Source organism: Shewanella sp. 3_MG-2023 (assembly GCF_030548765.1).
Taxonomy (GTDB): Bacteria; Pseudomonadota; Gammaproteobacteria; order Enterobacterales; family Shewanellaceae; genus Shewanella.
This window is the reverse complement of sequence record NZ_JAUOSH010000001.1, coordinates 117,282-143,298: the sequence shown is the minus strand read 5'-3', so window position 1 is coordinate 143,298 and position 26,017 is coordinate 117,282. Positions and strand designations below refer to the sequence as shown.

Here is a 26,017-nt window from a genome sequence, read left to right as displayed (position 1 = left end):
ATTAACTGTAGTCATAGCAAAAATAATAATAATGAGTTGAAGGAATAATATGAAAAAAATAGCAATTGTGGGTTCGGGTATATCAGGGCTGACCTGTGGGCATTTGCTCAGTGAACTTCATCAAGTTAGCGTATTTGAAGCTAATGATTATATAGGCGGCCATACCGCGACCATTGATGTTGAAGTAGGCGGTAAGCCCTATGCTATCGACAGTGGCTTTATTGTATTTAATGATAGAACTTATCCACGATTTCAAAAGCTAATGGCAAAAATAGACGTTGAATCATTACCCACTGAAATGAGCTTTAGTGTACGTAATGTGCAAACGGGATTGGAATACAATGGCCACACCTTGTGGAGCATGTTTGCCCAAAGACGTAATTTATTAAAACCTGATTTTTATAAGTTTTTAGCCGAGATAGTACGGTTTAATAATCAATGTAAGGCCATTTTTGAAGCTAAGAATTACCCGAGTAATAGCTTAGGGGAATTTTTAGATGCTGAAGGTTTCTCTGACTTTTTCAGCGAACATTATATCTTGCCAATGGGCGCTGCAATTTGGTCTGCCAGTATCAATGATATGCGCAAATTCTCACTGCGCTTCTTTATCCAGTTCTTCCATAATCATGGCTTACTTAATATCAGTGACCGCCCACAATGGTATGTATTAAAAGGTGGCTCTCGCAGTTATATTCCTGCGCTTATTGCTCCGTTCAAACAGCGATTGTTTTTAGACTCTGCAGTGACCTCCATTGAACGCAGCGACGATGGGGTTAACTTACGTATTAATGATGGCGAAGTTCAACGCTTTGATGAAGTCATTTTAGCCTGTCACAGTGACCAAGCGTTGGCGATGCTTACCGATGCAACTGACGATGAAAAACAAGTCTTAGGGGCTATGGCATATCAAAATAATGAAGTAGTTTTGCACACAGATACTAATCTACTGCCAAAACGCAAAGCGGCATGGGCTAGTTGGAATTACCGCCTAGAAGGCAAGGATGCAGCTGAAATTGCCGACAGACCTGCCAGCGTGACTTATAACATGAACATTTTACAGCGCTTACCTAAAGATGCGCCGACTTTTTGTGTGACTTTAAATCAAACGGATTTAATTGATGAGTCTAAAATTCTCAGAAAATTTAACTATGCCCACCCAGTGTTTAATGAGTCGAGCATGAAAGCCCAAGGCGAACGTAAACGCATTTGCGGCGTTAACCATACTCACTTTGCTGGCGCCTATTGGTATAACGGTTTTCATGAAGATGGCGTTCACAGTGCACTTGATGTGTGCAATGATTTTGGCATTAGCCTATGAGTGAATTCAGCAGTGGAATATACAGTGGCGATATTATTCATCGACGTTTTACGCCCAAGCAGCACAGCTTCAGTTATCAGATAGCCATGCTGGCATTAGACTTAGATGAAGTGGCCCAGTTGTCTAAGGTTAGCCGTTTATTTAGCGCAGTTGAGCGCTCAGTACTACGATTTAATCCTGATGATTATTTAAATGCCCTTGAAAGCCAGTTTAATTGCTCCCCTGTTCATGCAGCCTTGATAGATAAAATGAGCCCGCAGCAAGCGCTAAAGCAGCGAGTGTTATGGACGATAGCAAAGCTTGGGGCTGACGTTGATTGCGATAGGGTGGTGTTTGCTGGCCAAGTGAGACACTTCGGTTTTTATTTTAGCCCGGTGAATTTCTATTTTTGCTATCAAGGTGACGAAGCGGTTTATATGCTGGCGGAGGTAAGTAATACGCCATGGGATCAGCGCCATTGTTACTTAGTCAATCTCACTAAAACCACCACCACAGATAAAGTGTTTCATGTTTCGCCATTTATGGATCTTGAGATGCATTATTTTTGGAAGGTCATCGCGCCAAGCAAGCGCTTAAATGTGACCATACAAAACAGGGATGATGCCGACAATAAGCTGTTCGATGCCAGTTTGTTGCTCAATAAAAAGGATTTTACCGCCAAAAATATTCGCAGTATGTTGCTCAGTTTTCCGCTAATGACATTGAAAATTATGTTTGGAATTTATTGGCAAGCGCTGAAGTTATTTATTAAACGGATCCCTTTTATCTCTCATCCACAAACTTAAATTAAACCAAATCATGAAATGATGCGTATTGGTTTAGTAATGTTCAACTCATAACAAATAATTTTTGCCTAGCGAGAGTTTTAGTGTATTGAAATCTAACCTGTTGTTTATGAGTAAAAATAAAATTTACAGCTAAAATACTAATAGCGCACAAAAAATTGCATATAAAAAGTAGTCAGCGGAGAGAGTTATGGAAAATGCGGCAACCAACACCAGCTTAGTGCAAGAGACTATTTCTGACAGCTTTGCGAAGAAGATTTTGCTTAAGGCATTAGCCCACTTGTCAGATGGCCATCTTACCATTGTTAGTTCTGATAACTCTGCAATTGGCAGCTCAGAGCAAAGCTTAAGCTTTGGTAATGTCGATTCTGACTTGCATGCCACTATGCAGGTGTCTCACCCCAGTTTTTACAAGCAGATCATTTGGGGTGGTTCAATTGGCGCTGGCGAAGCCTACATTCAAGGTCATTGGTCGAGCCCTGATTTAACTAAAGTGGTGCAGCTTTTTGCCCGAAACCTCTCATTACTGGATAAAATTGAGCGTTACTTTTCATGGTTTAGTGTTGGTATTAATCGTATCGGTCATTTGTTTAACCGCAATTCATCAACGGGTTCAAAGCGCAATATTCTGGCGCATTATGATTTAGGCAACCCGATGTATGAGCAGTTTCTAGATAAAGAAATGCTCTATTCAAGCGCGCTATACCCGCACCACGATGCCAGTTTAGAACAAGCCCAGCAGCATAAGCTGCAAACCATTTGTGAGCGTCTTGATTTACAAGCGGGGCAAACCGTTCTTGAGGTCGGTACTGGTTGGGGGGCGTTGGCGATATATGCGGCCAAGCACTTTGATGTCACCGTGACCACGACAACTATCTCTGATGCCCAATATGATTACGCACTAGAGCGGGTAGAGCAAGAAGGCTTAACTGACAAAATAACTTTGTTAAAAGACGATTACCGTATTTTGACCGGTGAGTATGACCGCGTGGTGTCCATTGAAATGATTGAAGCGGTAGGTCATGAATATTTACCGGGCTTCTTTAAGAAGTTAGAAAGTTTACTTAAGCCAAATGGGCGCATGTTAATTCAAGCCATTACCATAGCTGATCAGCGCTATGACAGTTACCGTAAAAGTGTCGACTTTATCCAGCGCTATATTTTCCCTGGTGGTTGTTTACCGTCTATCAGTGAAATGAATAAGCACATTGCCAATAAAACTGACATGGTGGTGTGGTCCATCAATGATATGGGTAAAGATTATGCTCAAACCTTAAACCATTGGCATGAAAAATTTGATAAAGCCCAAGACCGAATCAAAGAGATGGGCTATGGCGAAGACTTTATCAGAATGTGGAAGTTTTACCTGAGTTATTGTGAAGGTGGATTTTTAGAAAGAACTACCAGCACAGTTCATTTAGTGGCAGTAAGGCCGCAATATCGTACTGCATTAGCCAGTGGCGCATAACGTATATGCTCTGGGTTAATCATAATATCATTATCAATGTTATTGCCTTTCAGATTATCTGGTGGGCAGGGGTATTAGCTGGCAATCAGCTGCTATATATCCCAGGATTATTGTTGATTTGGCACTTTATCGTCAGCCGTCAACGGGTTTTAGATATCAAAGTGATGCTCAGTTGCACCATTATCGGGGTACTAGTTGACTTAACGCTTACCTTAACGGGGCTTTTTGATTTTACGGTTGTGCCTATATGGTTATTACTGCTGTGGTGTTATTTTGCGATTTCACTTAATTACAGTTTAAGCATTTTTAGCGGCTTACCCATTATTGTTCAAGTGTTAGTTGGTGGCGTATTTGGTAGTTTAAGTTACCTTGCTGGAGCCAACTTTGGCGCGGTCGATTTCCCTCACGGCGATTTGTTTACCACTGCAATTCTAGCCATTATTTGGGCCTTGTTGATGCCGTTATTTTTTCACATTGCCAAGTTCATTCGCCACAAACACGAAGTGAAACAAATTGCCCAGCTTATTTAATTAACCCAGCTTTGTGTACCTAACGGCGGTGCAATTATCAGGCTGTGGTTGGCTGATTATATTGGCTCAATAGAGGAACTCAATATGATGAATAGTTATTCTCGGATAAGCTCGTTAGCAGTTCCTAATGCGCTTGGTGTAAATACACGTGCAAGTTTTCACTTAGTTGTTTTGAGCTTAGTTAGGTTTTTTTTTAGTGCCTGTATCTTAGCTGTTATGAGTACAAACGTATTGGCTAACGCACAAGAGTTAAATACTGAGCCAACTCCCGCAGCAGAACTAATTTCATCAGTGCAATCTTCGTCAGTGCCAACGACACCAGCTTCGACAGCATTAGCCACGACAGATTTTAAACTGGTAGGCCAAGCCGATCTGGATTTATTGTGGTTTTCGGTTTACAGCGCCAAGCTAATGTCAGTAGATGGTGAATACAAAAATCAGCAATATCCACTGAAACTTGAAATCCAATACCATAGAGATATTGATGCAGAAGATTTAATTGAAGCTACCGTAGAGCAGTGGCAGCACATTGGTATCGAGCAAAGTCGCATCCCTCAACTGCAGGCTCATCTAGAAGGTATATGGCCTGATGTTAAGCAAGGTGACACTCTAAGCTTTATGATGCACGAGCAAAATAAAGGCCAGTTTTTTTATAACGAACAGCCTTTGGCGATGATCTTAGAACCGGGGTTTGCAGACGCATTTCTTGGCATTTGGTTATCAGAAAATACCAGTAGACCTAAATTACGTCAGCAGTTAATTGGAGTTAAGAAATGATTAAAGCAAGTTTAGCGTTAACGGCATTAAACAGTACGTGGCGACAGTTGCAATGCGCTTACGCTATGGCTAAGAAGTCATCTTTGCTGGTCATTTCGTTAGTGTTATTGACAGCGTGTTCATCAGCATCTATTGAAGATTATGATAAAACCACTCCGGAACTTAATTTACGTAGCTTTTTTGACGGCAAGTTAACTGCGGCGGGTATCGTACAAGACTTCTCTGGCACAGTGACCCGAAAATTTATCGTCACTATGGAAGCCAGTTGGCAAGGTAATAAAGGGGTTATTAACGAGTGGTTTATTTATGATGATGGCGAAAAGCAAACCCGAATTTGGCATATAACCGATTTAGGTAATGGCCAATATGAAGGTACGGCGAATGATATTTTAGGCACTGCGACCGGTGAGGCCAGAGGCAGTGCGCTGCGCTGGGCTTATGACATGATTTTAGAGGTTGATGACTCAGAATATGAGGTGCATTTTGATGACTGGATGTTTTTAGTGGATGAAAGCACCATTATAAACAAAAGCGATATCATCAAATTTGGGGTTACGGTTGCTCAGGTTACGTTAGTCATCAGCAAAGAGTAACTCAAATATCAATGGCTGAAGGCAGATTGAAGGCATTACAGTAGCGGTCAACTAATACAACTTATATTGACCGCTAAAGCCTCTGGCTTCCTTAACCCTTTAGCTTTGAATTGTCCTGTTGCTTCTTATCATAATACTCAAATGGAAAAACGTTTCTGATCCGTTGGGTGATTTTGTCACCGACATTGGCAGAGACATGTAATCTTACCCCGTTCAGTTTTTCAGCTCTGACAGTACAAGTGAGCTTTTCGTGTTTGGCTATATTTTTACATTCCCGCAGAAATGCTTCAGGGATTTTCCCCGAGTGCTTATCGAGTTTGCCGTTTTTAAAATGCATTTCAAAGACTTTCAATCCTCTGCTGCCTGAAAAAATGAGCTTGTAAGCGATAACCAGAAATAACAGCACAAATAATATTTTAAATAGTGTATCTACCATAACAATATCCTTGTATTTACAGCCTGAGTGCCTTGAATATTAATTGAAATGACTCAGTAGGTTAAATCAAAATTTTCAATGTCTTACTGATTAAAATACTCTGCTAGTTGAGGAATGCAATTATTTTTAACGCTTTGTAATCTAGCTCACATTTACAGGGCATTTAAGCGGCGATTATAAAGGGCGAAATGGGGGCACAGCTTGGTTGTCAGCCAGTTGCTAAATCGTTAGCTCGTTAACCTTCGCAAACTTAGCTAAGATAGTAGTGTCTGCTATTTTGCTGCTAAAGGATACGATTGTGCATTTACAAGACCCCAGTTTGTTACGTCATCAATGTTATATCAATGGGCAATGGCGTGATGCCATATCGACCCATTGCGACACGATTATTAATCCTGCCACCAATAAAGAGCTAGGTACAGTGCCAAGAATGGGCCAGACTGAAACCCAGCAAGCCATTGAAAGCGCCAATAGTGCCTTAGCAGCATGGCAAGCACTCACAGCTAAACAGCGCCAAATAATATTAATGACTTGGTTTGAGCTGATATTAGCCCATAGCGATGATTTAGCGCTGATTATGACCTTAGAGCAAGGTAAGCCATTAGCCGAAGCCAAAGCTGAAGTCGCTTATGCCGCCTCCTTTGTGCAATGGTTCGCTGAAGAGGCCAAACGGGTTTATGGTGAGACCATTCCAGCCCATCAAGCTGATAAACGTATTATGGTGATTAAGCAGGCCGTAGGCGTTACCGCTGCTATTACGCCGTGGAATTTCCCGCTTGCGATGATAACCCGTAAAGCTGCACCTGCATTAGCAGCGGGTTGCACTATGGTGCTTAAACCTGCGCCGCAAACCCCCTTTAGCGCCTTAGCCTTAGCTGAGCTTGCAAGTCGAGCCGGTGTTCCTGCTGGGGTATTTAACGTGATCAGCGGCGATGCCATCGCCATCGGTGCAGAGCTTTGTGCTAACCCCATAGTGAGAAAGTTGTCCTTTACTGGCTCAACCGCTGTAGGCGTAAAGCTGATGCAGCAATGCGCGCCAAGTATTAAAAAGCTATCCCTTGAGCTTGGTGGTAATGCGCCGTTTATTGTCTTTGATGATGCTGATATTGACGCGGCAGTTGAAGGGGCTATTCAAGCCAAATATCGTAATGCCGGACAAACCTGTGTTTGCGCTAATCGTATCTATGTTCAAAAAGGCTTATATCAGCAATTTGTGGCAAAGTTTACCCAAGCAGCAGCGCAGCTCAAAGTGGGTAACGGCTTAGATGATGGCGTCACTATTGGACCACTAATAAACCAAGCCGCAGTAGCAAAGGTGCAAGCTCATATTGATGATGCGCTACAACAAGGCGGTCAAATTGTATTGGGTGGTAAGGGCGATGCTTTAGGCGCTAACTTTTTTAAGCCGACAGTATTGGTTAATCTAAAGCAGTCGATGAAAGTGGCCAAAGAAGAAACCTTTGGGCCGTTAGCGGCGATTTTTGAATTTGATTCAGTTGAACAAGTGATCAAACAAGCCAACGATACCGAGTTTGGTTTAGCGGCTTACTTTTACGCCAAAGATATCTCTACCGTATATCAAGTATCAGAAGCCCTTGAGTACGGTATGGTTGGGGTTAATACCGGGTTAATTTCGAATGAAGTCGCCCCCTTTGGCGGAGTGAAGTCTTCAGGGCTTGGCCGCGAAGGCTCCCATCATGGTATCGATGAGTATCTTGAAATGAAATATATTTGCTTAGCGGTTTAAAGGCTGCCTTGGTCGTAAATATACGCTTCAATCAAGCAGATAACTGCCTAGCTGTTATTAAACTTGATTATTTAGCGGTTAATAACATGAAGGCTATTTAAGGCAAGAGTAATGTGTTGCATAATTAACCATTAATTCCATAATAGCTTGAGTCTTATGCTTTTCTCTTTTATCGATTTTATCGCTTTAGCGTGTTTCTTCTCATGCTGGGTGGGTTACACTTTTTTTGCCCGTAAAAAGGCCAAAACAACGAACTGTATCGCCCGCTGTTTGCATCAGCATCGTATCTATTGGATGGCCGAAGTGATGACCAAGGAGATCCGTGTGGGTGAGGCAGCATTGTTGGCAAACTTAGAACGTAATATCGCTTTTTTTGCCTCAACCACCTTACTGGTGTTGGCGGGTGTATTGACCTTATTTGCTCAAGTTGAGCGCCTTGAAGAAGTGATCAGCTCTATTCCCTTTGCCGCTGAACCTAATCATGCCTTAGTGCAGGTGAAGTTGGCTATGCTGGCAAGTATTTTTGTATTAGCCTTTTTTCAATTTACTTGGTCAATGCGTCAATATGGCTTTTTAAATGTGATGATTGGCGCAGCGCCCATTGATCGCACACGAAGCAATAAAAACTTGGCAAAGTATTCGCGCCAAATGGCCACGGTGGGCGATCAGGCCGCTCACTCTTACAATTATGGCTTACGAAGTTATTACTTTTCCATGGCAGCGCTTTGTTGGTTTTGGAACCCCATCTTACTGATAATAGCCAGCTTGCTGGTGGTTTATATTCTCTATCATCGAGAGTTTAACTCTCGGGCTGTTAAAGCCATTACTGCGGCGCAAAATTATTTGGAAATCGCTCAACAGGAACGTGAAAGTAAGAACTAAGTACCTGTTTAAGGGCCGTTAGAGCTATTTCAATGGCAAGGTAAGATGGAAAAACCAATGTAATCCGTGTGTTTATAAGAACGGTTTACATTGGTTTGTAATGCGGTGTATTACTCAGCAATTAAAGAGAGCTTATTGCGCTTGTTTTGTGTCTTTGGCGTATTCTAAATTGTAGAAATGAGCTTCGCTTTTACCGTTTTCGAACTGGTTATAAACCCCAGCTTTGAAGTAGCTTAGCATGTCTTTCCAGTAGCTAATGTCATGCTTCACTTTAGTGACACCATCAACTTTAATGACCAGCTTTTGATCGCCAACAATGATGTCAAAATGCGTTGGCACATCAGGGGTAAACTTCCCTAAATTCATTCTCACATACGAATTTTTACAAACAGGCGTATCGCGGTTTCCACTGTCTTTACCACAATTCACATTGTTATTTTTGATGATAGCCCAGTAATGATCTTTTATGCCTTTTCGGTCGGCTTCGTAAACGACACGCAGTAATGGGTGAGGGATATAACCCACACCATGCTTGCCATCGTCAAAAGTACCTTTGTTGTGTACCTGTAAGAAGGTCATCGCATCATTTTTCGAAGGGCTGTTTTCTACGGCTTCTCGTGGATTGATAGGCATTAAATCAGCAGATAGACGATAAAAAGTTTGGCTTTCATCAGATTTGAAGTTTTCTAAGACGCGTAGTTCGTTACGTAACTTATAACCTTCCATATTCATGACCAGGGCTTCAGAGCCTTTATCTACATAAAAGTGCTCATTAACGATACCGCTAAAATTGCTGTCTTGAGCTAATTCATATTTACTGCCGGGTTTTGCGTTTGGTGTTGATATTTGCAGTTTTGAGGCACTTAATATTGATGAAAATTTTGCATAATCAGCAGGCGCTACTTGCTCACCTGTTGCTGGTTTCATCTCGATATTTGAAGGTGTTGGCGTTTCGGAGCTTGATGCACAACCACCCAGTAAACTACTAACAATAAGCGCTAAGGGTAACAGTTTTATTTTTTTCATTTTTATTCCTTTTAACGAAAACCTTGAGCCAAAATGTCATGGCAAACAGCGATGTAACAGTAGTAGGTTTAATTTAATATAATAATACAAATAAACTGTGTTTTAGATCAATTTTTTGTGAAGTTATCATTTGGGGTATGTGTTTTTGTTAAATTTCAGTAAGGCAGCCAAATATAAAAACGCTTTGAGTGTTATTTGCAATCAATGGAATGTTAGTTTGATGTCTTTAGGCTCACAGTGGAATTAAAGTCATGATAAAGCTGCTAGAACTATTTAGTGACTTACATCATTTGTGAGTTTTCAGCCGCTATCTACGTGGAATGATGATGTTGATATTTGTTGGTATTTCGCTAAAGTTAAAATTTTAGACATGAAAAAGCCGCTTGAATAAATCCAAGCGGCCTATCAATAAATTGGTGGCCCCTCCCAGACTCGAACTGGGGACCTGACGATTATGAGTCGTATGCTCTAACCAACTGAGCTAAGGGGCCGACTTAAGATAGTCGTCACTATCGAAAGCGGAAAGAAGTATACGAAGTTTATTCACGGTTGTCACCCGCCAATTGCTGAGAATTGTGACTAAAAGATTCAATTGGTTATCTGTTAAGCAATCATGAGGTTTTTTATATTAAATAAAGTAATTTTGAGGCAAAAAAAAGCCCGAATTAACGGGCTTTCATTATTGTTGCAACTTCTTAGTGAGACTCTATTCGTCTAAGAAAGACTTCAAGATTTCTGAGCGAGAAGGGTGACGCAATTTACGTAGTGCTTTTGCTTCAATTTGACGAATACGTTCACGCGTTACATCAAACTGTTTACCCACTTCTTCAAGGGTATGGTCGGTATTCATATCAATACCAAAACGCATACGTAACACTTTAGCTTCTCGGGCTGTTAGGCCTGCTAGCACTTCATGAGTGGCATTTTTAAGACTTTCGCTTGTTGCTGAGTCTAATGGTAGCTCAAGCGTGTTATCTTCAATGAAGTCACCTAAGTGCGAATCTTCATCATCACCAATAGGTGTTTCCATTGAAATAGGCTCTTTAGCGATTTTCAGCACTTTAAGGATCTTATCTTCTGGCATTAACATGCGCTCTGATAATTCTTCAGGTGTTGGTTCGCGGCCCATTTCTTGTAACATCTGACGTGAAATACGGTTAAGTTTATTAATCGTTTCAATCATGTGTACTGGAATACGAATGGTACGTGCTTGGTCAGCAATTGAACGAGTAATCGCCTGACGGATCCACCAGGTTGCATAAGTTGAGAACTTATAACCACGACGGTATTCGAACTTATCTACAGCTTTCATCAAACCAATATTACCTTCTTGAATCAAATCCAAGAACTGCAAGCCACGGTTGGTGTACTTTTTAGCAATAGAAATTACTAGACGTAAGTTCGCTTCAACCATTTCTTTCTTCGCACGACGAGCTCTTGCTTCACCGATTGACATACGACGGTTGATGTCTTTAATTGCGCGAATGACTAAGCCGGTTTCTTCTTCGATAGCAGCAAGTTTAGTGCTACAACGAATCACATCGTCTTTAACCATACGTAAGCCTTCAGCATAAGGCTTATTACTGCTCATTTCAGCATGGAACCAAGTTAAGTCAGTTTCATTACCGGTGAAGAACTTAACAAAGTTTTTCTTTGGCATTTTAGCTTGTTCAACACAAAGCTTAAGGATTAAACGCTCTTGTACACGTACGCGATCCATCATAGAACGCATGCTTTTTACTAAGCGATCAAATTGCTTTGGTACTAAACGGAATTCTTTGAAAAGCTCGCCAATGACAAATAAAGCACCGATGGCTTCAGGGTGATCACGGCCTTTTTTCTCAATAACAGCTAAGCCTTTTTCAAACACTTCGCGTAATTGAGTAAACTTCTCTTTAGCTTCTTCAGGATCTGGACCTTTTGGGCCTTCCTCTTCGTCTTCAGCATCTTCGGCATCATCTTCGTCTTCTAACTCTTCTTCTGATAACTCAGAACCAACGTGTGTTGCTGTTGGTGCTACGTCATCATCATCAGGGTTAACAAAACCTGCGATAATGTCAGTTAAACGTATTTCGTCAGCTTCATACTTATCAAACTGCTCTAAAATCATCGCAATCGCTTGCGGATATTCAGAGACAGAACTTTGAACCGTATTAATGCCTTCTTCAATACGTTTTGCGATGACGATTTCGCCTTCGCGAGTCAATAACTCAACTGTACCCATTTCACGCATATACATACGTACTGGGTCAGTGGTACGACCTAATTCACTTTCTACCGTTGCAAGCGCTGCTGCAGCTTCTTCTGCTGCATCTTCGTCGGTGTTGTCCTCAGACATCATCATGTCATCGGCATCTGGCGCTTGTTCAAACACGCGGATGCCCATGTCATTGATCATCTGGACAATATCTTCAATCTGATCAGAATCGACCATGTCAGCTGGCAAGTGGTCATTGACTTCAGCATAGGTTAAATAACCTTGCTCTTTACCTTTAGCAAGCAACAATTTAAGTTGCGACTGCGGAGTATGCTCCATAGATATCATCCAAGTTGGTAACTGAAATAACGACTGGACACCTGCCGAGGCAAAGTGTCAAGCAAATCGTCAATTATAGCTCTATGAACTAAAGTACGCTAGTCCATGACATGACTTAAGGGAACATTTTTTTAATAAAAGATGTTATTTAGCAATGCCTTTCATTATAGAAATAAGCTTCGTGAGCTGAATTTTTTCAGCTTTATTTAGAGTTTGTTTAAGACTCAGTTCCTGATAGCGTTGTTCAATATATTGATTGTTCAACCAGATCAGGGATTGTTTAAACTCTTGAACTAGGTTTTCATCCGCCACTTGGTGGTCCCATTGGGCCAATTTTATCAACGCATTTTTTTGTTCATGCTGACGATAAATCTCAAGTAGTTGTGCGCTGTTTAACTTTCGGTCTCGAGTTAAATTCAATAAATCACTGAGCAATTCGATGCCAGCAATCTTTAAATGTGCAAGTGAGGGTTGTACAGCTAAGCCATATCCTAACTCTGGACGTTGTACTAATAATGCAATGGCTAATCGCAGTGGGGTACCACGCCCTTGTAAACCTTTTTTATTCATAGGTTGTTGCTGTTTTACTGCAAAACCTAACTTTTTCTTTAGATCATCTGCGCTATTCATACCAATTTTATGGGCGAGATTTTCTAATAATAAATTCTGTAACACAGTGTCTTGAACACGTTCGATTAGCGACATAGCTTGTTTAGCCAATGAGCTTTTATCACTACCGAATTTACTGGTTAAGGTCTCAAATAAAAACGCCGGTAAGTCGAGGGCGCTGACCATTAACTCTTCAAAACCGTCTTTGCCTACTTGGCGAACCATGGTATCTGGATCTTCGCCTTGAGGTAAAAACATAAACCTAACGACATCACCAGGCTTTAATAAAGGCAGTGCGGTTTCTAGTGCACGCCAAGCGGCTTCTTTACCTGCTCGGTCACCGTCGTAACAACAAATGACTTCTTTAGCACTACGCACTAACAGCTGAAATTGTTCAGCGGTTGTTGCTGTGCCAAGTGATGCAACGGCATAATCAACACCAAATTGGGCAAGTGCCACAACGTCCATATAGCCTTCAACAATTAATACTTGTTGTGGGTCTCTATGGGTTTGCTTGAGTTCGTAAAGACCGTAAAGCTCATTTCCCTTATGAAATATGGGCGTTTCTGGCGAATTCAAGTACTTTGGTGTTCCATCGCCTAAAACTCGACCACCAAAGCCAACAACTCGGCCTCTGCGGTCGCGAATAGGAAACATTAACCGATCGCGAAAGCGGTCATATCGCTTGCCATTATCGTTGGCAATTAGCATTCCGGCGGTGAGTAATTTGTCTTGTGCTGCAGGGTTTTGGCGATATCGACTTAATAGTCCATCCCAACCATCTGGCGCAAAACCGATTCCAAAATGCTCTACAACATCACTGGAGAGCCCTCTGAATTCTAAATAATCTACAACTTTTTGTTTGTCGCTGTGTTGACGCAATTGATTTTGATAATAAAGATTCGCTTCTTCCATCAATTGGTATAAGTCACGACTTAAACTTTGATCTTTTTTAGGACCAGTACCTTGCTCTCTTGGTACCTCGAGTCCGAGTTTACCGGCAAGCTCTTCAATGGCATCGACAAATTCTAGTCGATCATATTCCATGATAAAATCAATGGCGTTGCCATGAGCACCACAACCAAAGCAGTGGTAAAATTGCTTGTCTTGACTGACGGTAAAAGAAGGTGATTTTTCGCTATGAAAAGGACAACATGCAGAGTGATTTTTCCCTGCTTTTTTCAAAGGTACACGGTGATCAATTAGATCAACAATGTCAGTTCGAGCTATTAGCTCATTGATAAAGTCACGAGGTATCGCCATAAATGCTATAGGTCTCGCATTACCAAATAGATAAAACAAACAAGCCGTGCAAGGTGCACGGCTTATTCACACATTAACGATCTGTTAGTTTAATTTAGCACGGATTAGACTGCCAATGGCACCCATATCTGCACGACCTTGAACCTTAGATTTTAATGCTCCCATTACTTTGCCCATATCCGCCATGGTTGATGCACCTACCTGAGAGATAGCTTCATCAATGATTGCGGCAACTTCTTCTTCTGTTAAAGGAGAAGGCAAGAAAGTTTCAATGACTTGAATCTCTGCTGCTTCAGCTGCTGCTAACTCCGGGCGATTTGCTGACTCATACTGAGTTATAGAATCGCGACGTTGTTTTACCATTTTGGTTAAAACGGCTATTGTCTGTTCATCAGTCAGAGTTTCGCGGGTATCCACTTCAATCTGTTTAATGGCAGACAGTGCCATACGAATTGTCCCCAAACGCGCCTTATCTTTGGCACGCATAGCTTCTTTCATTTGGTCTTTTAGCTGTTCGACTAGGCTCATAGTGAGATTAGTATAAACGTACGCGACGTGCGTTTTCGCGAGAAAGCTTCTTAGCTAGACGCTTAACAGCGGCAGCTTTTGCGCGCTTACGTGCAGAAGTTGGCTTCTCGTAGAATTCACGAGCGCGAACATCAGCTAAGATACCTGCTTTTTCACAAGAGCGCTTGAAACGACGAAGAGCTACGTCGAATGGTTCGTTTTCACGTACTTTAATAATTGGCATACGCCATCACCCCTTAGGTGTAGTTAATTTGGCACTACCTGTTTTGGTAGATTAACCAAGGCTATTTAAAATGGTGCCGAATTCTACATCGATTACGATGCTTTTGTAAACCCCTTTGTTAATCGCAAATGACAATCAAGGTGTCATTTTTTTGAGACTGATGATTATGCTTGGTGGAATAAAATCTTCTCAACAGGTAGAATTGCCGCCCTTACAAATTTATCAAGACGAGATGCTATGCGGGTTTTAGGTATTGAAACATCATGCGATGAAACTGGAATCGCTGTTTATGATGATGAGCAGGGACTATTATCCCATGCTTTATATAGCCAAGTGAAATTACATGCAGATTATGGTGGTGTTGTGCCTGAATTAGCATCTCGTGATCATGTGCGTAAAATTATTCCATTGATTAAGCAGGCGCTTAAAGAGGCTAACTCTACTGTTGATGATATTGATGGCATCGCTTTTACTAAAGGACCTGGATTAATTGGCGCGCTATTAGTCGGCGCTTGTGTTGGGCGTTCATTGGCATATTCGTGGGACAAGCCTGCAATTGGAGTTCACCATATGGAAGGGCATTTATTAGCGCCAATGCTTGAAGATGATGCGCCTGAGTTCCCTTTTCTTGCTCTGCTGGTATCTGGCGGTCACTCAATGTTAGTGCAAGTAGAAGGCATTGGCCGTTATCAGGTGTTAGGTGAATCGGTTGATGATGCTGCTGGTGAAGCATTTGATAAAACCGCTAAGCTGATGGGGCTTGATTACCCTGGTGGGCCACGTTTAGCTAAGTTAGCAGCAAAAGGTGTTGAGGCAGGTTATAAATTCCCTCGACCAATGACAGATAAACCAGGGCTTAATTTTAGCTTTTCAGGCTTAAAAACCTTTACCGCGAATACCATCGCTAAAGAGCCTGATGATGAGCAAACAAGAGCCAATATTGCCCGCGCTTTTGAAGAGGCAGTGGTGGATACTTTAGCGATTAAGTGTCAACGCGCATTAAAACAAACAGGTTATAATCGCTTAGTTGTAGCAGGTGGAGTGAGCGCTAATACTCGGTTAAGAGAAAATTTAGCGACCATGATGGCTAAGTTAAATGGTGAGGTGTTTTATCCAAGAGGTGAGTTTTGTACCGATAATGGTGCAATGATCGCTTTTGCTGGCTTACAGCGCTTAAAAGCTGGGCAGGTGGAGTCGTTAGAGGTAGAAGGCAAGCCGCGCTGGCCATTAGATACCTTGTCTGCTGTGTAATTAAGTCATTACCTGATATGAAAAAACCTAAGCCATGGCTTAGGTTTTTTTATATCAATAATATAATCAGTTAGATAGTTTGAGTTAAAACTAGTTAGCTTGTTTTTTCTTACGGGAAAGCTTGCTTTCTTCGCCCACTCTCAAGCGCTTAATATTATCTTTATGGCGAATGACAATTAATAAAGAGAGCATTGCCACTGGAATGACAAAGCGCTCGTCTAACCACCATGTGTAAACTGGTGCAAGTATTGCAGTTAAAATGGCGGCTAATGATGAATAGCGAGTAATAATTACAAATACTAACCAAGTAATAATTAACATGGCGGCTAAATCGCCGCCAATAGGAGCCATCGCGCCAAAGGCAGTCGCTACGCCTTTGCCGCCTTGAAAGTTAAAAAAGAGCGGATAGATGTGGCCTAAACAAGCTGCGATGGCAATGAGCCCTAATGACACCGCATCTTGACCGAGTAAGTAGCTGCAATAGCTGGGCGCGGCACCTTTAAGCATGTCGAAAAATAAAACTAAGGCAGCAGAGCTTGCGCCACCGATACGAAGTACGTTGGTTGCCCCAGGGTTGCCTGAGCCTTCAGTGCGAGGGTCGGGTAAACCTCTTAATTTACAAACCAAAATGGCACTTGAAATAGAACCGGCTAGGTAGGCGGTTATAATCATCAATATTGTGATTGTAACAGCGCTCAAATTGGTGTCCTTAGTCTTCTTAGGGTATCATCGCCCATTAATTTATATCACTTGATCTTAATGGTTATTATCAGCTTTTAAAACGCTATTTAGAATGGTTATCATTCATAAATAGCTAGCCATTATCCTACTGCTTTAGTTGCTCAGGAAAAAGACAAAAATCATGATAACGGTTAATTGATGTCATTATCAGCTTTTTTAGGCTGTTTTTTTAAAAAAATGAGTAAAACTCGGAGAAAGCATGGATAAAGTACTTATTCGCGAGCTAAAAATTGAAACTGTAATAGGGATCTACGAGTGGGAAAAACAAATACAGCAAATATTGCTCATCGATTTAGATATGGCTTGGGATAATAAAATGGCTGCTGCCACTGATGATTATCAACATGCCTTGTGCTACGAAAGTGTGTCTAATCGCCTCACTGCATTAATCACTCAAAAACCCGTTGAGCTAATTGAAACTGTCGCAGAAATGATTGCCGAGTGTTTGATGACTGAATTTAAGGTTGAAGGCGTTAAAGTGACAGTGATGAAACCTGGTGCGGTACCTACTGCAGTCTCTGTTGGTGTGGTTATTGAGCGCGGTCAATTTTAGTAACATGTTTTAGCACTATTTAATCATCTTTTCATGTTTGTTCTTTATATTACAGAGTGAGTTAATGGCACGTATTTATATCAGTCTAGGCACTAATATTGACCCTGTTGCACACATGCAGTCAGGATTAATTGATTTGCAGCAGCAATTTGGCCCATTACAGTTATCAAGGATGTTTGAAAGTGAAGCAGTTGGGTTTCAAGGTACCAATTTTTTAAATATGGTGGCCGCAGCTGATACCGATATGAGTATTGCTGAGGTGGTTGCCAGCTTTAAACGAATAGAAAAGCAAAATGGCCGCATTCGCGGTGAAAAAAAATTTAGTCCACGAAGTTTAGATATCGACTTACTGCTTTATGATAATGAAATTTGTCAGCAACCGGTTGAACTGCCTCGAGGTGAGATTTTATTTAATGCTTTTGTATTGTGGCCGCTGGCAGAAATTGCGCCGCAATTAACTCACCCAATAACGCATCAACCCTATCAATTACTTTGGGATAATTACGATAAATCTAGCCAGCATATTTGGCCGATTGAGTTTGACTTCCCTGCAACACTGACACGTTAATATTATAAAGGACAATCATGGAAACCATTCAGGTTATTATACTTGCCATCATTCAAGGGCTAACAGAGTTTTTACCGATTTCAAGCTCCGCTCACCTGATTTTGCCGGCGCAAGTTTTAGGCTGGCAAGATCAAGGTCTTTTCTTTGATGTCGCTGTTCATATTGGTTCATTATTAGCGGTAGTGATCTATTTTAGAAAAGAAATATGGCTCATGCTCAATGCGTGGATAGCGAGCATGGTTAAAGGTGTTCATACCCAAGACAGTAAATTAGCTTGGTGGATCATTTTAGCGACATTACCGGCGGTGTTCTTTGGCTTTATGGCAAAAGATTTAATCGAAACCTACCTTCGTGGCCCTGGGGTAATTGCTATCACAACAGTTATATTTGGTTTGCTGTTGTGGGTCGGTGATAAAATGGCCCGTAATGAGCTAACCGAGTATCAAACCGGTTGGAGAAAGGCGCTATTAATTGGTTTTGCTCAAGCGTTGGCGATTATTCCAGGCACGTCACGTTCAGGTATTACCATCACCGCCGCTTTGATGTTAGGTCTAAACAAAGAAGCTGCAGCACGCTTTTCATTTTTAATGTCAATACCGGTGATTTTAGGTGCGGCGATTTTAATGACTAAAGATGCCGTTTCAAGTGACTTGGTGATTAATTACGGTGAGGTGCTACTGGGTATCGTGGTTTCGTTTTTTGCAGCCTATACTTGTATTTACTTTTTCTTGAAAATTATCAGCAAGATTGGCATGACCCCATTTGTGCTGTATCGCCTAACTCTTGGCGCAGTATTATGTGGCTTTATATTCCTGTAATATAAACCACAATAGATTAATCATTATGAGAGACAAAATCATCAATGATTAATAAAATAAAAAACGGGTGTTATCACCCGTTTTTTATTCCTTAAATTTAGCTGTAAAGTCTAGGACGTTTTCTGTAATGAACTCAATTTTGATCTGCCCTAAGTGTGCGACAGCATTGCATTATCATCAGGCCTCAGCAGGCTACTATTGTGATAATAAGCATCATATTGATAAAAATGCCCAAGGCTATTTATCCTTTGTTACCTCAACCAAGTTCAAGGGCGCGAATGAGTCACGTCAGCAACTGCGCTCGAAACGCTTTCTTATGGCTGAAGACTTATTTAAACCGTTAATGGATAAACTGAGTGAGTCATTTAATCAATTGATTGATGGGCGCACCGAACTACAGCACCTGAATTTTAGCTGTGCAGATGGTCTATATTTGCGACACCTTGCTACCAGCACTAATGTTGATGTTAGCCATTGGGGCGTTTCAGAAGCTGAGAACGCACTATTTGCAGCCAGCAAAGAAAATACCCCAGCTAGTCTAATCCTTACCCCTTATAAGAAGTTACCTTTTGCTGATAACAGTTTAGATATCGTGTCGCTATTTGACGTGGCTTTAAAAGGTAAAGAGTGCCTAAGGGTGTTAAAAGACAGCGGTCGATTATTAATGTTAGTGCCCGGTCCTCGGCATTTATGGCAACTGAAGCAGCAGGTATATGACAATTTAGCGGAAAAGCCATTGCAGTTGAATTTACCCAAGCAGATTGAAGTGGTTAATACAAAATCGATTAGCTTTACTGGTGATGTGAGCGGCGAACAAGCGATGACACTGTTGGAGATGAACCACCTTGCATGGCGGGTTAATGATCAATTAAAGCATCAAATTAAGAGTCATCCTGTGACAGGGTTAGAATTTGATTATGTATTGATTACTGCAAAGCTAGCAGAAGCCAAGTAAGTTTATTACAGAGTTAACGTTTGCGCGGCATGCCCTTATGTTGATTTAATCCTGCAGATACAATTAAGGCTTGAAATGGTAAACGACTTAAGTCTGTTTACTATGTTCAAGCCTTAATAATCAACCTATAAAAATAAGCTAATTTTCATGGTTTCTTACTTTTTGTAAGAAGAAGCCATGTTATCGATGCGATCGTTTGCACGCTTAGCTTCAGCTTGAGCGTCCATAGAAGCTGCTTTAGAATCTTTCACATCAGCAGATAATTTGCTTTGCTCTGATTTTAAAGAGCTAACTTCAGAAGATAGTTGATCAACTTTGTTACCTAGGTTAGCAACACTTTCTTCTAAAGCAGTAGTGTTTGCACAACCACCGATAAGAGCAGTCATAGCAACACCAGCAATCATTAATACTTTCTTGTTCATGGAAAATCCCTTCATTATAGGTTGTAATAAGTTGCTGAGGCGTAATACCCAACAGCCTTTTAATTATGTCACAGCTATTGTATTTTGCTACACAAAATGGCAAAAAAAATCATAAAAAACAGCGTAAACCCAATTAATATAAGGATATTCATCTGTAGAAATTTGTAAAAAGGCATAATCTACGGCGTTAGTATTAGGTTAATCACTCTGATATTGAAGTAGTGCTAAGGTTTCGTTTAGTGCATCACGAATGCTTAAACGTTACAATTGCAACGCTTATTGTACTTGGCTTTTTTTATACAGGCTAATGGCCTCAGCTCTGCGTATGCTCAACTGCTGTTTAATTTCTGCGCCCTTAAACCCATCACTAATCACCTGTTGCACATCGACCTCTTTAGCAATGTTAAAGCAATGGGTTAAAAACTCGCTTTGAGGATACTGCGCTTGCTCAAAACCTGTTCGACCTTGAATATCGGCCTGACAACATAATAGTAAGTCTGTTAAGCGTTGCGGTTTGCGCCAAAAATCACCCTTATCAAAAATCTTTATAATGGTTTCAGCGCGTAACTCTAGCGCATTATGGATATTTTGATGTTGGTCGCTGCACAGCAGTGCCAATTCCTTGTATTCATTTGGGGCTTTAATTCTTTGTACTAGCTTTTTGATTATCGGTAAGCCCTTTTGGCCGTGCCCATGATGTTTTGGCCAAAGCTCTGTAGGGGTGATGGCCTTACCTAAATCATGAAGCAAAGCGGCAAAACGAATGGTTTTTTTATCAGTGAGCTTAGCCGAGGCTTGCAATACCATCATGGTATGAATGCCTGAGTCAATTTCTGGATGCCATTTTTCAGGTTGAGGTACGCCGAACAAGGCATCTATCTCTGGAAATAGCACCTTAAGCGCCCCACAACTACGCAGCTGCTCAAAAAAGACTTCAGGGTTCTGACTACTTAAAGCTTTATCTAGCTCTTGCCACACGCGCTCAGGCGTTAAATACGCTAACTCGCCTGAGTCACAGATACTTTGCATCAGTGCTATTGTTTCTTGGGCGATAGTAAAACCAAGGTGGGCAAAACGCGCCGCGAATCGGGCAACCCGCAGAACCCGTAATGGATCTTCAATGAATGCATCCGACACATGGCGTAATTGGCGACTTTCAATATCCGCCATGCCGCCATAGGGATCGTATAGATTGCCTTGGTCATCTTGGGCCATGGCATTAATGGTTAGATCGCGACGCAGTAAATCCTGTTCCAGTGTTACCTCTTTATTGGCATCGCAGCTAAAACCAGAATACCCCTGGCCGCTTTTTCTTTCGGTACGTGCTAAGGCATATTCTTGTTGGGTTTTAGGGTGCAAAAAAACGGGGAAATCACGGCCAACTTGACTATAGCCAAGGGCGAACATCTCCTCGGTTGAACCGCCCACTACCACATAGTCTTTATCTTTGACTGGAAGTGATAAAATGCCGTCACGTACAGCGCCACCCACTAAATAGATTTTCATAAATGTTTTTGCCTAAGGAGCTTTATCTTAAGTATCTTAAGATAAATCTTAGCACGACTAACATTTCTGCTGCTAAATTTTGACAAGCAGTACGGCAAGATATAACTTGAGCCGTCAGTTATAGATAAGGATTTTTGGCCCGATGTATAAAGCATTTTATGGATTAAATGATAATCCATTTTCAATCGCACCCAACCCACATTATTTGTTCTTAAGCGACCGTCACCGAGAAGCATTAGCGCATTTAACCTATGGTCTGGGCGAGACCGGTGGCTTCGTGTTATTAACTGGTGAGGTTGGCACTGGCAAAACCACTGTGTCACGTTGTTTATTAAAGCAATTACCTGAGCACACGGATACTGCTTTTATACTTAATCCTTCATTAACTGAACAAGAGTTACTGGCAACCTTGTGTGATGAACTTGCCATTAGCTATGGTGATGCTCCATCAATTAAACAACTGACCGACTTAATCAGCCAGTATTTACTCAATAATCATAAAAATGGCCGCAATACCGTATTAATTATCGATGAAGCGCAGCATTTGCGCCCTGAGGTGTTAGAGCAACTAAGATTACTGACTAACCTTGAAACAGATACCAAAAAACTGCTGCAAGTGATTCTTATTGGCCAGCCAGAATTACAGCAACTGCTTAAGCGTCAAGAGCTACGTCAGTTAGCCCAGCGAATTACCGCAAGATATCATTTGTTGCCTTTGACCGTTGAAGAGATAGCCTTGTATGTTCAACATCGATTACAAGTCGCTGGGCGTTTTGAGCCGTTATTTTCTAAAAAAGCCTGCAAAGCATTACATAAGTACAGTGGCGGTATTCCACGCTTAACTAACCTGTTGTGTGAACGAGCCTTAATGGCCGGTTATGGCCAATCAAAAGTGCCAATCGATCAGCATATGGTTAAGCAAGCTGCTGCTGAAGTATTAGGGGAAATGCCGGTTGAGACTCGCTCCCATTGGCCTTTAACCATTGCTGCGACATTAGTGATTACCTTTGGGGTGTCTTTTTATGGCTTTTTTCCTCAACAGGTCGGCTCAGAGCAGGCGAGTGCTTTAGTCAATAAACAAGCGGTTGATAAAGTAGCTGTTATTGAAGATGTTGCCTCTGTGGCATCAACACAAGCTAATCGCAATCAAAGCATTGTCCGCGCCGCAATGGCGAAAAGTCGCAGCATTGATAATGCATTTGCTGGACTGTTTGCCTTATGGGGAAAACAACCCATTATTGGTTTATCTTCTTGCCAAGCAGCGACTGAGCAAGGGCTGTTGTGCCATCAGCAGCAGGGGAACTGGAACAGTATTGCAAGGCTTAATTACCCGGCGGTGGTGTATTTAGAAGATCAGCAAGCTAAGCAATTCTATGGGGTTGTGGTAGCTCGCGAAGGTGAGCAAGTCTTACTGCAATTAAATGAGCAGCAGCTTTGGGTCAGCAAGGATTGGTTTAACCGTCATTTTAGCGGCACCTTTGAAATTTTATGGCAAACCGATGGAGTAATGCCAAGTGAAATTGGTCAAACATCCAGTTTGTCGCAAATTCAATGGTTAGAAAATAACTTAGCCTTGGTGCAACAACGAGCGCCGAGATTATTAAACCGTTTCGATGATACCTTAGAGCAAGATTTAATGGCCTTTCAGCGTCAACATGGACTTAAATCTGATGGCATAGCAGGGAACCAAACCTTGGTGCAGCTTAACTTATACCTCAGCAAGCAAGGCCCAAGATTAACTAAAGTAGGGCGCAGCTAATGTCTATTTTATTAGATGCCGTGACCAAAGAAAAACAGCAACAGATGGGCGAATTACCTGATGCGGTATTAACCCCAAGGGCTGGTTATAAACCAGCGACTAACCAGCATTGGTTACGTCAGCTTTGGGGCAAGGCGCTGGTGTTAATCTCAGTGATCTTATTAGGTGTGTTATCTGCTTGGGGCTTAGCGAGATTAGTGAAACCGACTTTAACGGCGAATTCAGGGGTAAGTTCTAGTCAGGAAAATGAAGCTGTTAAGCAAGCCACATCGCAGCAAAGCCAGAGTTCCAATACCGCTCAAGCAGATAGTGGTGAGATAAGAATTGCCAATAAAGTGGCTTTGCCCTTGGCAAAACCACAAGCTGTTGCTGGCTATGACTTATCTTCAAATAACTCGTCTTTAAATAGCTTATCTTCAAGTGATTCACCTGCAAAGAGTCCATCAAATAGTGGTGATAATACCCAGTATGAATATCGCTTGAATGAGAGTAATCGAGGTCAAGTAAGCTCACTATCGCAAAATGAGCTTGCAGCCACCGCTGTAAGTTCAACAGGTACTGCAAATGCTAGCTCGAATAACTCCCAAAGGCAGTTAACTGCCGCTGAGTTAACCGCGCTCTATGGCGAAGATGCGATTATTTTAGGGGCCAATTCTAACTACAAGCAAACATCGGATTTAACTGCACTGCAGATGAAAGTGGCAACCGCAGCTGAAAACGTCAATTTTGAGCAGCAAGGCGTGAGCAATGAAGTGACCGCTACCCAAAACACCCCAGAAAAAAATCAGTTAACTGCTGAGCAATCGAATAATTTAATGGCCGCTTTTCAAGCCGCTCTTAAAGATGTTGAATATGAAGAATCAGCCAATAAACCTGTGACTGAAGCTGAGTTTGACCCAATCCCTACTCCGAAATCAGATAGCATCCCTAAATACGGTGAGCTACCTGCCAGTGTGCAATTACAAGTACCAGAGTTTAATATTCAGGCTCATGTCTATTCTTCTGATGCAAATAATCGCTGGTTAAACATTGATGGTGCAGAGCTTCAAGAAGGCGATGTGATCAGTGGTAAGCTTAAAATTATCGAAATTAGACCCAGAGATGTGGTACTTGAAATCGATGGCTCAGAGTTTAAAGTGCCAGCAATTTAGTTTGGGTAACTTCTTTAGTTAATCTCTGATTTTAATAAAGGCGCCAATGGCGCCTTTATTGTTTTATGTGTGCTACTAGCGCAGAGTATCGGGCCTGCACAGACTATTAGCGCTTAGTTATTAGCTCTGATTATTTTAGCGCTTAGTCTGAAAGCTAACACCTTAGCTATGGATCTGATTAGCGATTAAAATCGTTAAGCCATAACCCACGGAGTAACACAGTAATAATGCAGGAAAGTATTTTAAGTAACTCACAAAGGTGAGCTCTTTTATCTTACTCATGGCAATAATCCCCGCAGCAGAGCCAATGACTAGTAGTGAGCCTCCGACACCGACAGAATAGGTTAAACCTAACCATTGGGCTGTGGTGAGTACTGGCTCTGCTTTAAGTAGCGCCGCAGTCAGTGGTACGTTATCTAAAATTGCTGAGCCTACTCCGGCAAAATAGTTCGATATCGCTGGGTTATACAGCCCATAAGCCTGCGTCAGTAGCTCCAAAGTGCCAATTTCCTTGAGCATGCCTACAAGCAATAAAATCCCTAAAAAGAATAGTAAAGTGTCAAATTCTACTTGGCGAATGTACTCTAAAATTTGAATTTCTTCTTTTTTAGTGTGACTGGTACGCCCAACTAAAAACATCACCGATAATCCAGCAAGAAAGGTAAGCACGGGCGGAATATCAAATAAGATATTAAATAGCATTGTCAGAACAATCGTGACTAAGAAAATCAGTCCGATAATGATATCAATAGGGTTTAGTTGTTTATCTACCGGTGTGGTACTGACATGACCTTCAGCGTTTAGAGAGAACAACAGCGCTAATAGCATCACACTAATGCCGGCAGGTAAAAACAAAATCAGTAGTTGTGACATTTGCACTTTACCGGCAAGAAATATCATTAAGGTGGTGACATCACCCGTTATCAAGGCTACTCCGCCTGAGTTAACCGCGAAGATAATTAATACTGCCATACGGCGACGCATTCGACTTGCTAAATTAAATGTGGTTAATAAGCCTAAGGACACCAAGGTGGCAGTGACATTGTCACAGAAGGTGGATAGTACCAGTGCAAAAAGGCCGACTTGCAGCATCAGCATTCTGACAGAAACTTGCTGCGGAAAGATTTTTTGTACTAACAGCTGGATCATGCCTTTGGCGTTGAGATAAGCCACAAAGGTCATTGTCGACATGAGAAATAACCACAAGGTGGCAATTTCCAGTAAATTGTCGTTTAACTCTGCGGCAATGAATGGGGTTTTGTCGGTGCCAGCAGCAGAGATGAATAAACTAATCCAAGCAATACAGCCGAGAAATAGCGTGGTTTTGGCTTTGTTAATATGAGTGACTTCTTCAAACACAATACTGAGTAAGGCAAGTACTGCCAGCGATATGAGAAAGACTTCAAACATATTGATATTTCCATTGCTGCTTAGCAAAGCTAGATTGCTAAAATGAAAGTAGGCAAACCAAGTTAATATTGGTTTGTTTCAGTGCGCGGAATTTCATCACATAAACAGGGTTGTTGCAACTTTGTTCTTATTTGGTTAAAAAAGGGGTTGATAGCAATGCTA

General features: G+C 41.6%; 25 protein-coding genes and 1 tRNA gene. 15 read left to right on the top strand and 11 right to left on the bottom strand.

Annotation, left to right across the window (positions count from 1 at the left end):
- The first annotated feature begins 49 nt into the window (after nt 1-49).
- The 6 genes from Q4591_RS00655 to Q4591_RS00630 all read left to right on the top strand — a co-directional run bounded on the left by Q4591_RS00655 (nt 50) and on the right by Q4591_RS00630 (nt 5,471).
- Complete coding sequence (locus Q4591_RS00655) at nt 50-1,318, top strand: NAD(P)/FAD-dependent oxidoreductase (protein ID WP_303458840.1); 1,269 nt, start codon at nt 50-52, stop codon at nt 1,316-1,318.
- Nucleotides 1,315-2,103 carry a DUF1365 domain-containing protein gene (locus tag Q4591_RS00650; protein ID WP_303458838.1) on the top strand — a complete coding sequence of 263 codons (789 nt, stop codon included), beginning with the start codon at nt 1,315-1,317 and terminating at the stop codon, nt 2,101-2,103. The genes Q4591_RS00655 and Q4591_RS00650 overlap by 4 nt, the downstream gene beginning before the upstream one ends.
- Nucleotides 2,104-2,293: 190 nt before the next feature.
- Entirely contained in the window at nt 2,294-3,571 is a 1,278-nt protein-coding gene (locus tag Q4591_RS00645) for a cyclopropane-fatty-acyl-phospholipid synthase family protein (protein WP_102438761.1), read from the top strand.
- 5 nt (nt 3,572-3,576) lie between these two features.
- Nucleotides 3,577-4,101 (top strand): DUF2878 domain-containing protein, encoded by a 525-nt coding sequence (locus tag Q4591_RS00640; RefSeq protein ID WP_102475539.1) that lies wholly within the window; start codon nt 3,577-3,579, stop codon nt 4,099-4,101.
- Between the two features lie 84 nt (nt 4,102-4,185).
- Nucleotides 4,186-4,878 carry a chalcone isomerase family protein gene (locus tag Q4591_RS00635; RefSeq protein WP_303458833.1) on the top strand — a complete coding sequence of 231 codons (693 nt, stop codon included), beginning with the start codon at nt 4,186-4,188 and terminating at the stop codon, nt 4,876-4,878.
- Nucleotides 4,879-4,943: 65 nt separating this feature from the next.
- A complete protein-coding gene (locus tag Q4591_RS00630) occupies nt 4,944-5,471 on the top strand; it encodes a DUF3833 domain-containing protein (RefSeq protein ID WP_303458943.1) in 528 nt (175 codons plus the stop codon).
- Between the two features lie 91 nt (nt 5,472-5,562).
- Here Q4591_RS00630 and Q4591_RS00625 read toward each other — a convergent pair whose 3' ends face one another.
- The gene (locus Q4591_RS00625; protein WP_102438755.1) at nt 5,563-5,907 is read right to left on the bottom strand and encodes a DUF3634 family protein; all 345 of its coding nucleotides are present in this window, start codon (nt 5,905-5,907) and stop codon (nt 5,563-5,565) included.
- Between the two features lie 298 nt (nt 5,908-6,205).
- On the opposite strand from Q4591_RS00625, the gene Q4591_RS00620 reads away from it, so the two are divergent.
- Together Q4591_RS00620 and Q4591_RS00615 are read left to right on the top strand one after the other, a co-directional pair.
- Nucleotides 6,206-7,654: an NAD-dependent succinate-semialdehyde dehydrogenase gene (locus Q4591_RS00620; protein ID WP_303410451.1), complete on the top strand. Its 1,449-nt coding sequence runs from the start codon at nt 6,206-6,208 to the stop codon at nt 7,652-7,654.
- A gap of 156 nt (nt 7,655-7,810) precedes the next feature.
- Complete coding sequence (locus Q4591_RS00615; RefSeq protein WP_102438751.1) at nt 7,811-8,536, top strand: DUF599 domain-containing protein; 726 nt, start codon at nt 7,811-7,813, stop codon at nt 8,534-8,536.
- 132 nt (nt 8,537-8,668) lie between these two features.
- On the opposite strand, the gene Q4591_RS00610 is transcribed toward Q4591_RS00615, so the two are convergent.
- The 6 genes from Q4591_RS00610 to rpsU form a co-directional block, all read right to left on the bottom strand.
- Nucleotides 8,669-9,562 (bottom strand): polysaccharide lyase family 7 protein, encoded by an 894-nt coding sequence (locus Q4591_RS00610; protein WP_303458830.1) that lies wholly within the window; start codon nt 9,560-9,562, stop codon nt 8,669-8,671.
- Between the two features lie 414 nt (nt 9,563-9,976).
- A tRNA-Ile gene (locus tag Q4591_RS00605) sits at nt 9,977-10,053 on the bottom strand.
- Nucleotides 10,054-10,268: 215 nt separating this feature from the next.
- Entirely contained in the window at nt 10,269-12,098 is a 1,830-nt protein-coding gene (gene rpoD / locus Q4591_RS00600) for an RNA polymerase sigma factor RpoD (protein WP_102439278.1), read from the bottom strand.
- A 144-nt stretch (nt 12,099-12,242) separates the two neighbouring features.
- Nucleotides 12,243-13,970: a DNA primase gene (gene dnaG, locus Q4591_RS00595; RefSeq protein WP_102439277.1), complete on the bottom strand. Its 1,728-nt coding sequence runs from the start codon at nt 13,968-13,970 to the stop codon at nt 12,243-12,245.
- Nucleotides 13,971-14,054: 84 nt separating this feature from the next.
- Complete coding sequence (locus Q4591_RS00590; RefSeq protein ID WP_102439276.1) at nt 14,055-14,498, bottom strand: GatB/YqeY domain-containing protein; 444 nt, start codon at nt 14,496-14,498, stop codon at nt 14,055-14,057.
- Between the two features lie 7 nt (nt 14,499-14,505).
- Nucleotides 14,506-14,721: a 30S ribosomal protein S21 gene (rpsU, locus tag Q4591_RS00585; protein ID WP_055024252.1), complete on the bottom strand. Its 216-nt coding sequence runs from the start codon at nt 14,719-14,721 to the stop codon at nt 14,506-14,508.
- Between the two features lie 237 nt (nt 14,722-14,958).
- Between rpsU and tsaD the strand changes: the two genes are divergently transcribed.
- Nucleotides 14,959-15,972, top strand: a complete 1,014-nt coding sequence (tsaD, locus tag Q4591_RS00580; RefSeq protein ID WP_076541076.1) for a tRNA (adenosine(37)-N6)-threonylcarbamoyltransferase complex transferase subunit TsaD — start codon at nt 14,959-14,961, stop codon at nt 15,970-15,972.
- Between the two features lie 90 nt (nt 15,973-16,062).
- Here the strand turns inward: tsaD and plsY are convergent, their stop codons facing one another.
- A complete protein-coding gene (plsY, locus tag Q4591_RS00575) occupies nt 16,063-16,671 on the bottom strand; it encodes a glycerol-3-phosphate 1-O-acyltransferase PlsY (protein ID WP_102439274.1) in 609 nt (202 codons plus the stop codon).
- Between the two features lie 241 nt (nt 16,672-16,912).
- On the opposite strand from plsY, the gene folB reads away from it, so the two are divergent.
- From folB to Q4591_RS00555, 4 genes are all read left to right on the top strand, one after another.
- Entirely contained in the window at nt 16,913-17,266 is a 354-nt protein-coding gene (folB, locus tag Q4591_RS00570) for a dihydroneopterin aldolase (RefSeq protein ID WP_102439273.1), read from the top strand.
- 64 nt (nt 17,267-17,330) lie between these two features.
- Nucleotides 17,331-17,834: a 2-amino-4-hydroxy-6-hydroxymethyldihydropteridine diphosphokinase gene (folK, locus tag Q4591_RS00565; RefSeq protein ID WP_102439272.1), complete on the top strand. Its 504-nt coding sequence runs from the start codon at nt 17,331-17,333 to the stop codon at nt 17,832-17,834.
- A 17-nt stretch (nt 17,835-17,851) separates the two neighbouring features.
- On the top strand, nt 17,852-18,652 hold the full coding sequence (locus Q4591_RS00560; RefSeq protein WP_102439271.1) for an undecaprenyl-diphosphate phosphatase: 801 nt from the start codon (nt 17,852-17,854) through the stop codon (nt 18,650-18,652).
- Between the two features lie 127 nt (nt 18,653-18,779).
- Nucleotides 18,780-19,607: a methyltransferase domain-containing protein gene (locus Q4591_RS00555; protein ID WP_102439270.1), complete on the top strand. Its 828-nt coding sequence runs from the start codon at nt 18,780-18,782 to the stop codon at nt 19,605-19,607.
- A gap of 155 nt (nt 19,608-19,762) precedes the next feature.
- Here Q4591_RS00555 and Q4591_RS00550 read toward each other — a convergent pair whose 3' ends face one another.
- Both Q4591_RS00550 and Q4591_RS00545 read right to left on the bottom strand, forming a co-directional pair.
- Nucleotides 19,763-20,029 carry an Lpp/OprI family alanine-zipper lipoprotein gene (locus tag Q4591_RS00550; protein ID WP_076542485.1) on the bottom strand — a complete coding sequence of 89 codons (267 nt, stop codon included), beginning with the start codon at nt 20,027-20,029 and terminating at the stop codon, nt 19,763-19,765.
- A gap of 276 nt (nt 20,030-20,305) precedes the next feature.
- Nucleotides 20,306-21,535, bottom strand: coding sequence for a multifunctional CCA addition/repair protein (locus Q4591_RS00545; RefSeq protein ID WP_303445541.1), 1,230 nt, complete (start codon nt 21,533-21,535; stop codon nt 20,306-20,308).
- A 142-nt stretch (nt 21,536-21,677) separates the two neighbouring features.
- On the opposite strand from Q4591_RS00545, the gene Q4591_RS00540 reads away from it, so the two are divergent.
- Together Q4591_RS00540 and Q4591_RS00535 are read left to right on the top strand one after the other, a co-directional pair.
- Nucleotides 21,678-23,294, top strand: a complete 1,617-nt coding sequence (locus Q4591_RS00540; RefSeq protein ID WP_303458828.1) for an ExeA family protein — start codon at nt 21,678-21,680, stop codon at nt 23,292-23,294.
- Complete coding sequence (locus Q4591_RS00535) at nt 23,294-24,445, top strand: general secretion pathway protein GspB (protein WP_102531388.1); 1,152 nt, start codon at nt 23,294-23,296, stop codon at nt 24,443-24,445. The genes Q4591_RS00540 and Q4591_RS00535 overlap by 1 nt, the downstream gene beginning before the upstream one ends.
- Nucleotides 24,446-24,607: 162 nt before the next feature.
- Here the strand turns inward: Q4591_RS00535 and nhaD are convergent, their stop codons facing one another.
- Nucleotides 24,608-25,855, bottom strand: a complete 1,248-nt coding sequence (nhaD, locus tag Q4591_RS00530; protein ID WP_102439266.1) for a sodium:proton antiporter NhaD — start codon at nt 25,853-25,855, stop codon at nt 24,608-24,610.
- Between the last annotated feature and the right edge of the window lie 162 nt (nt 25,856-26,017).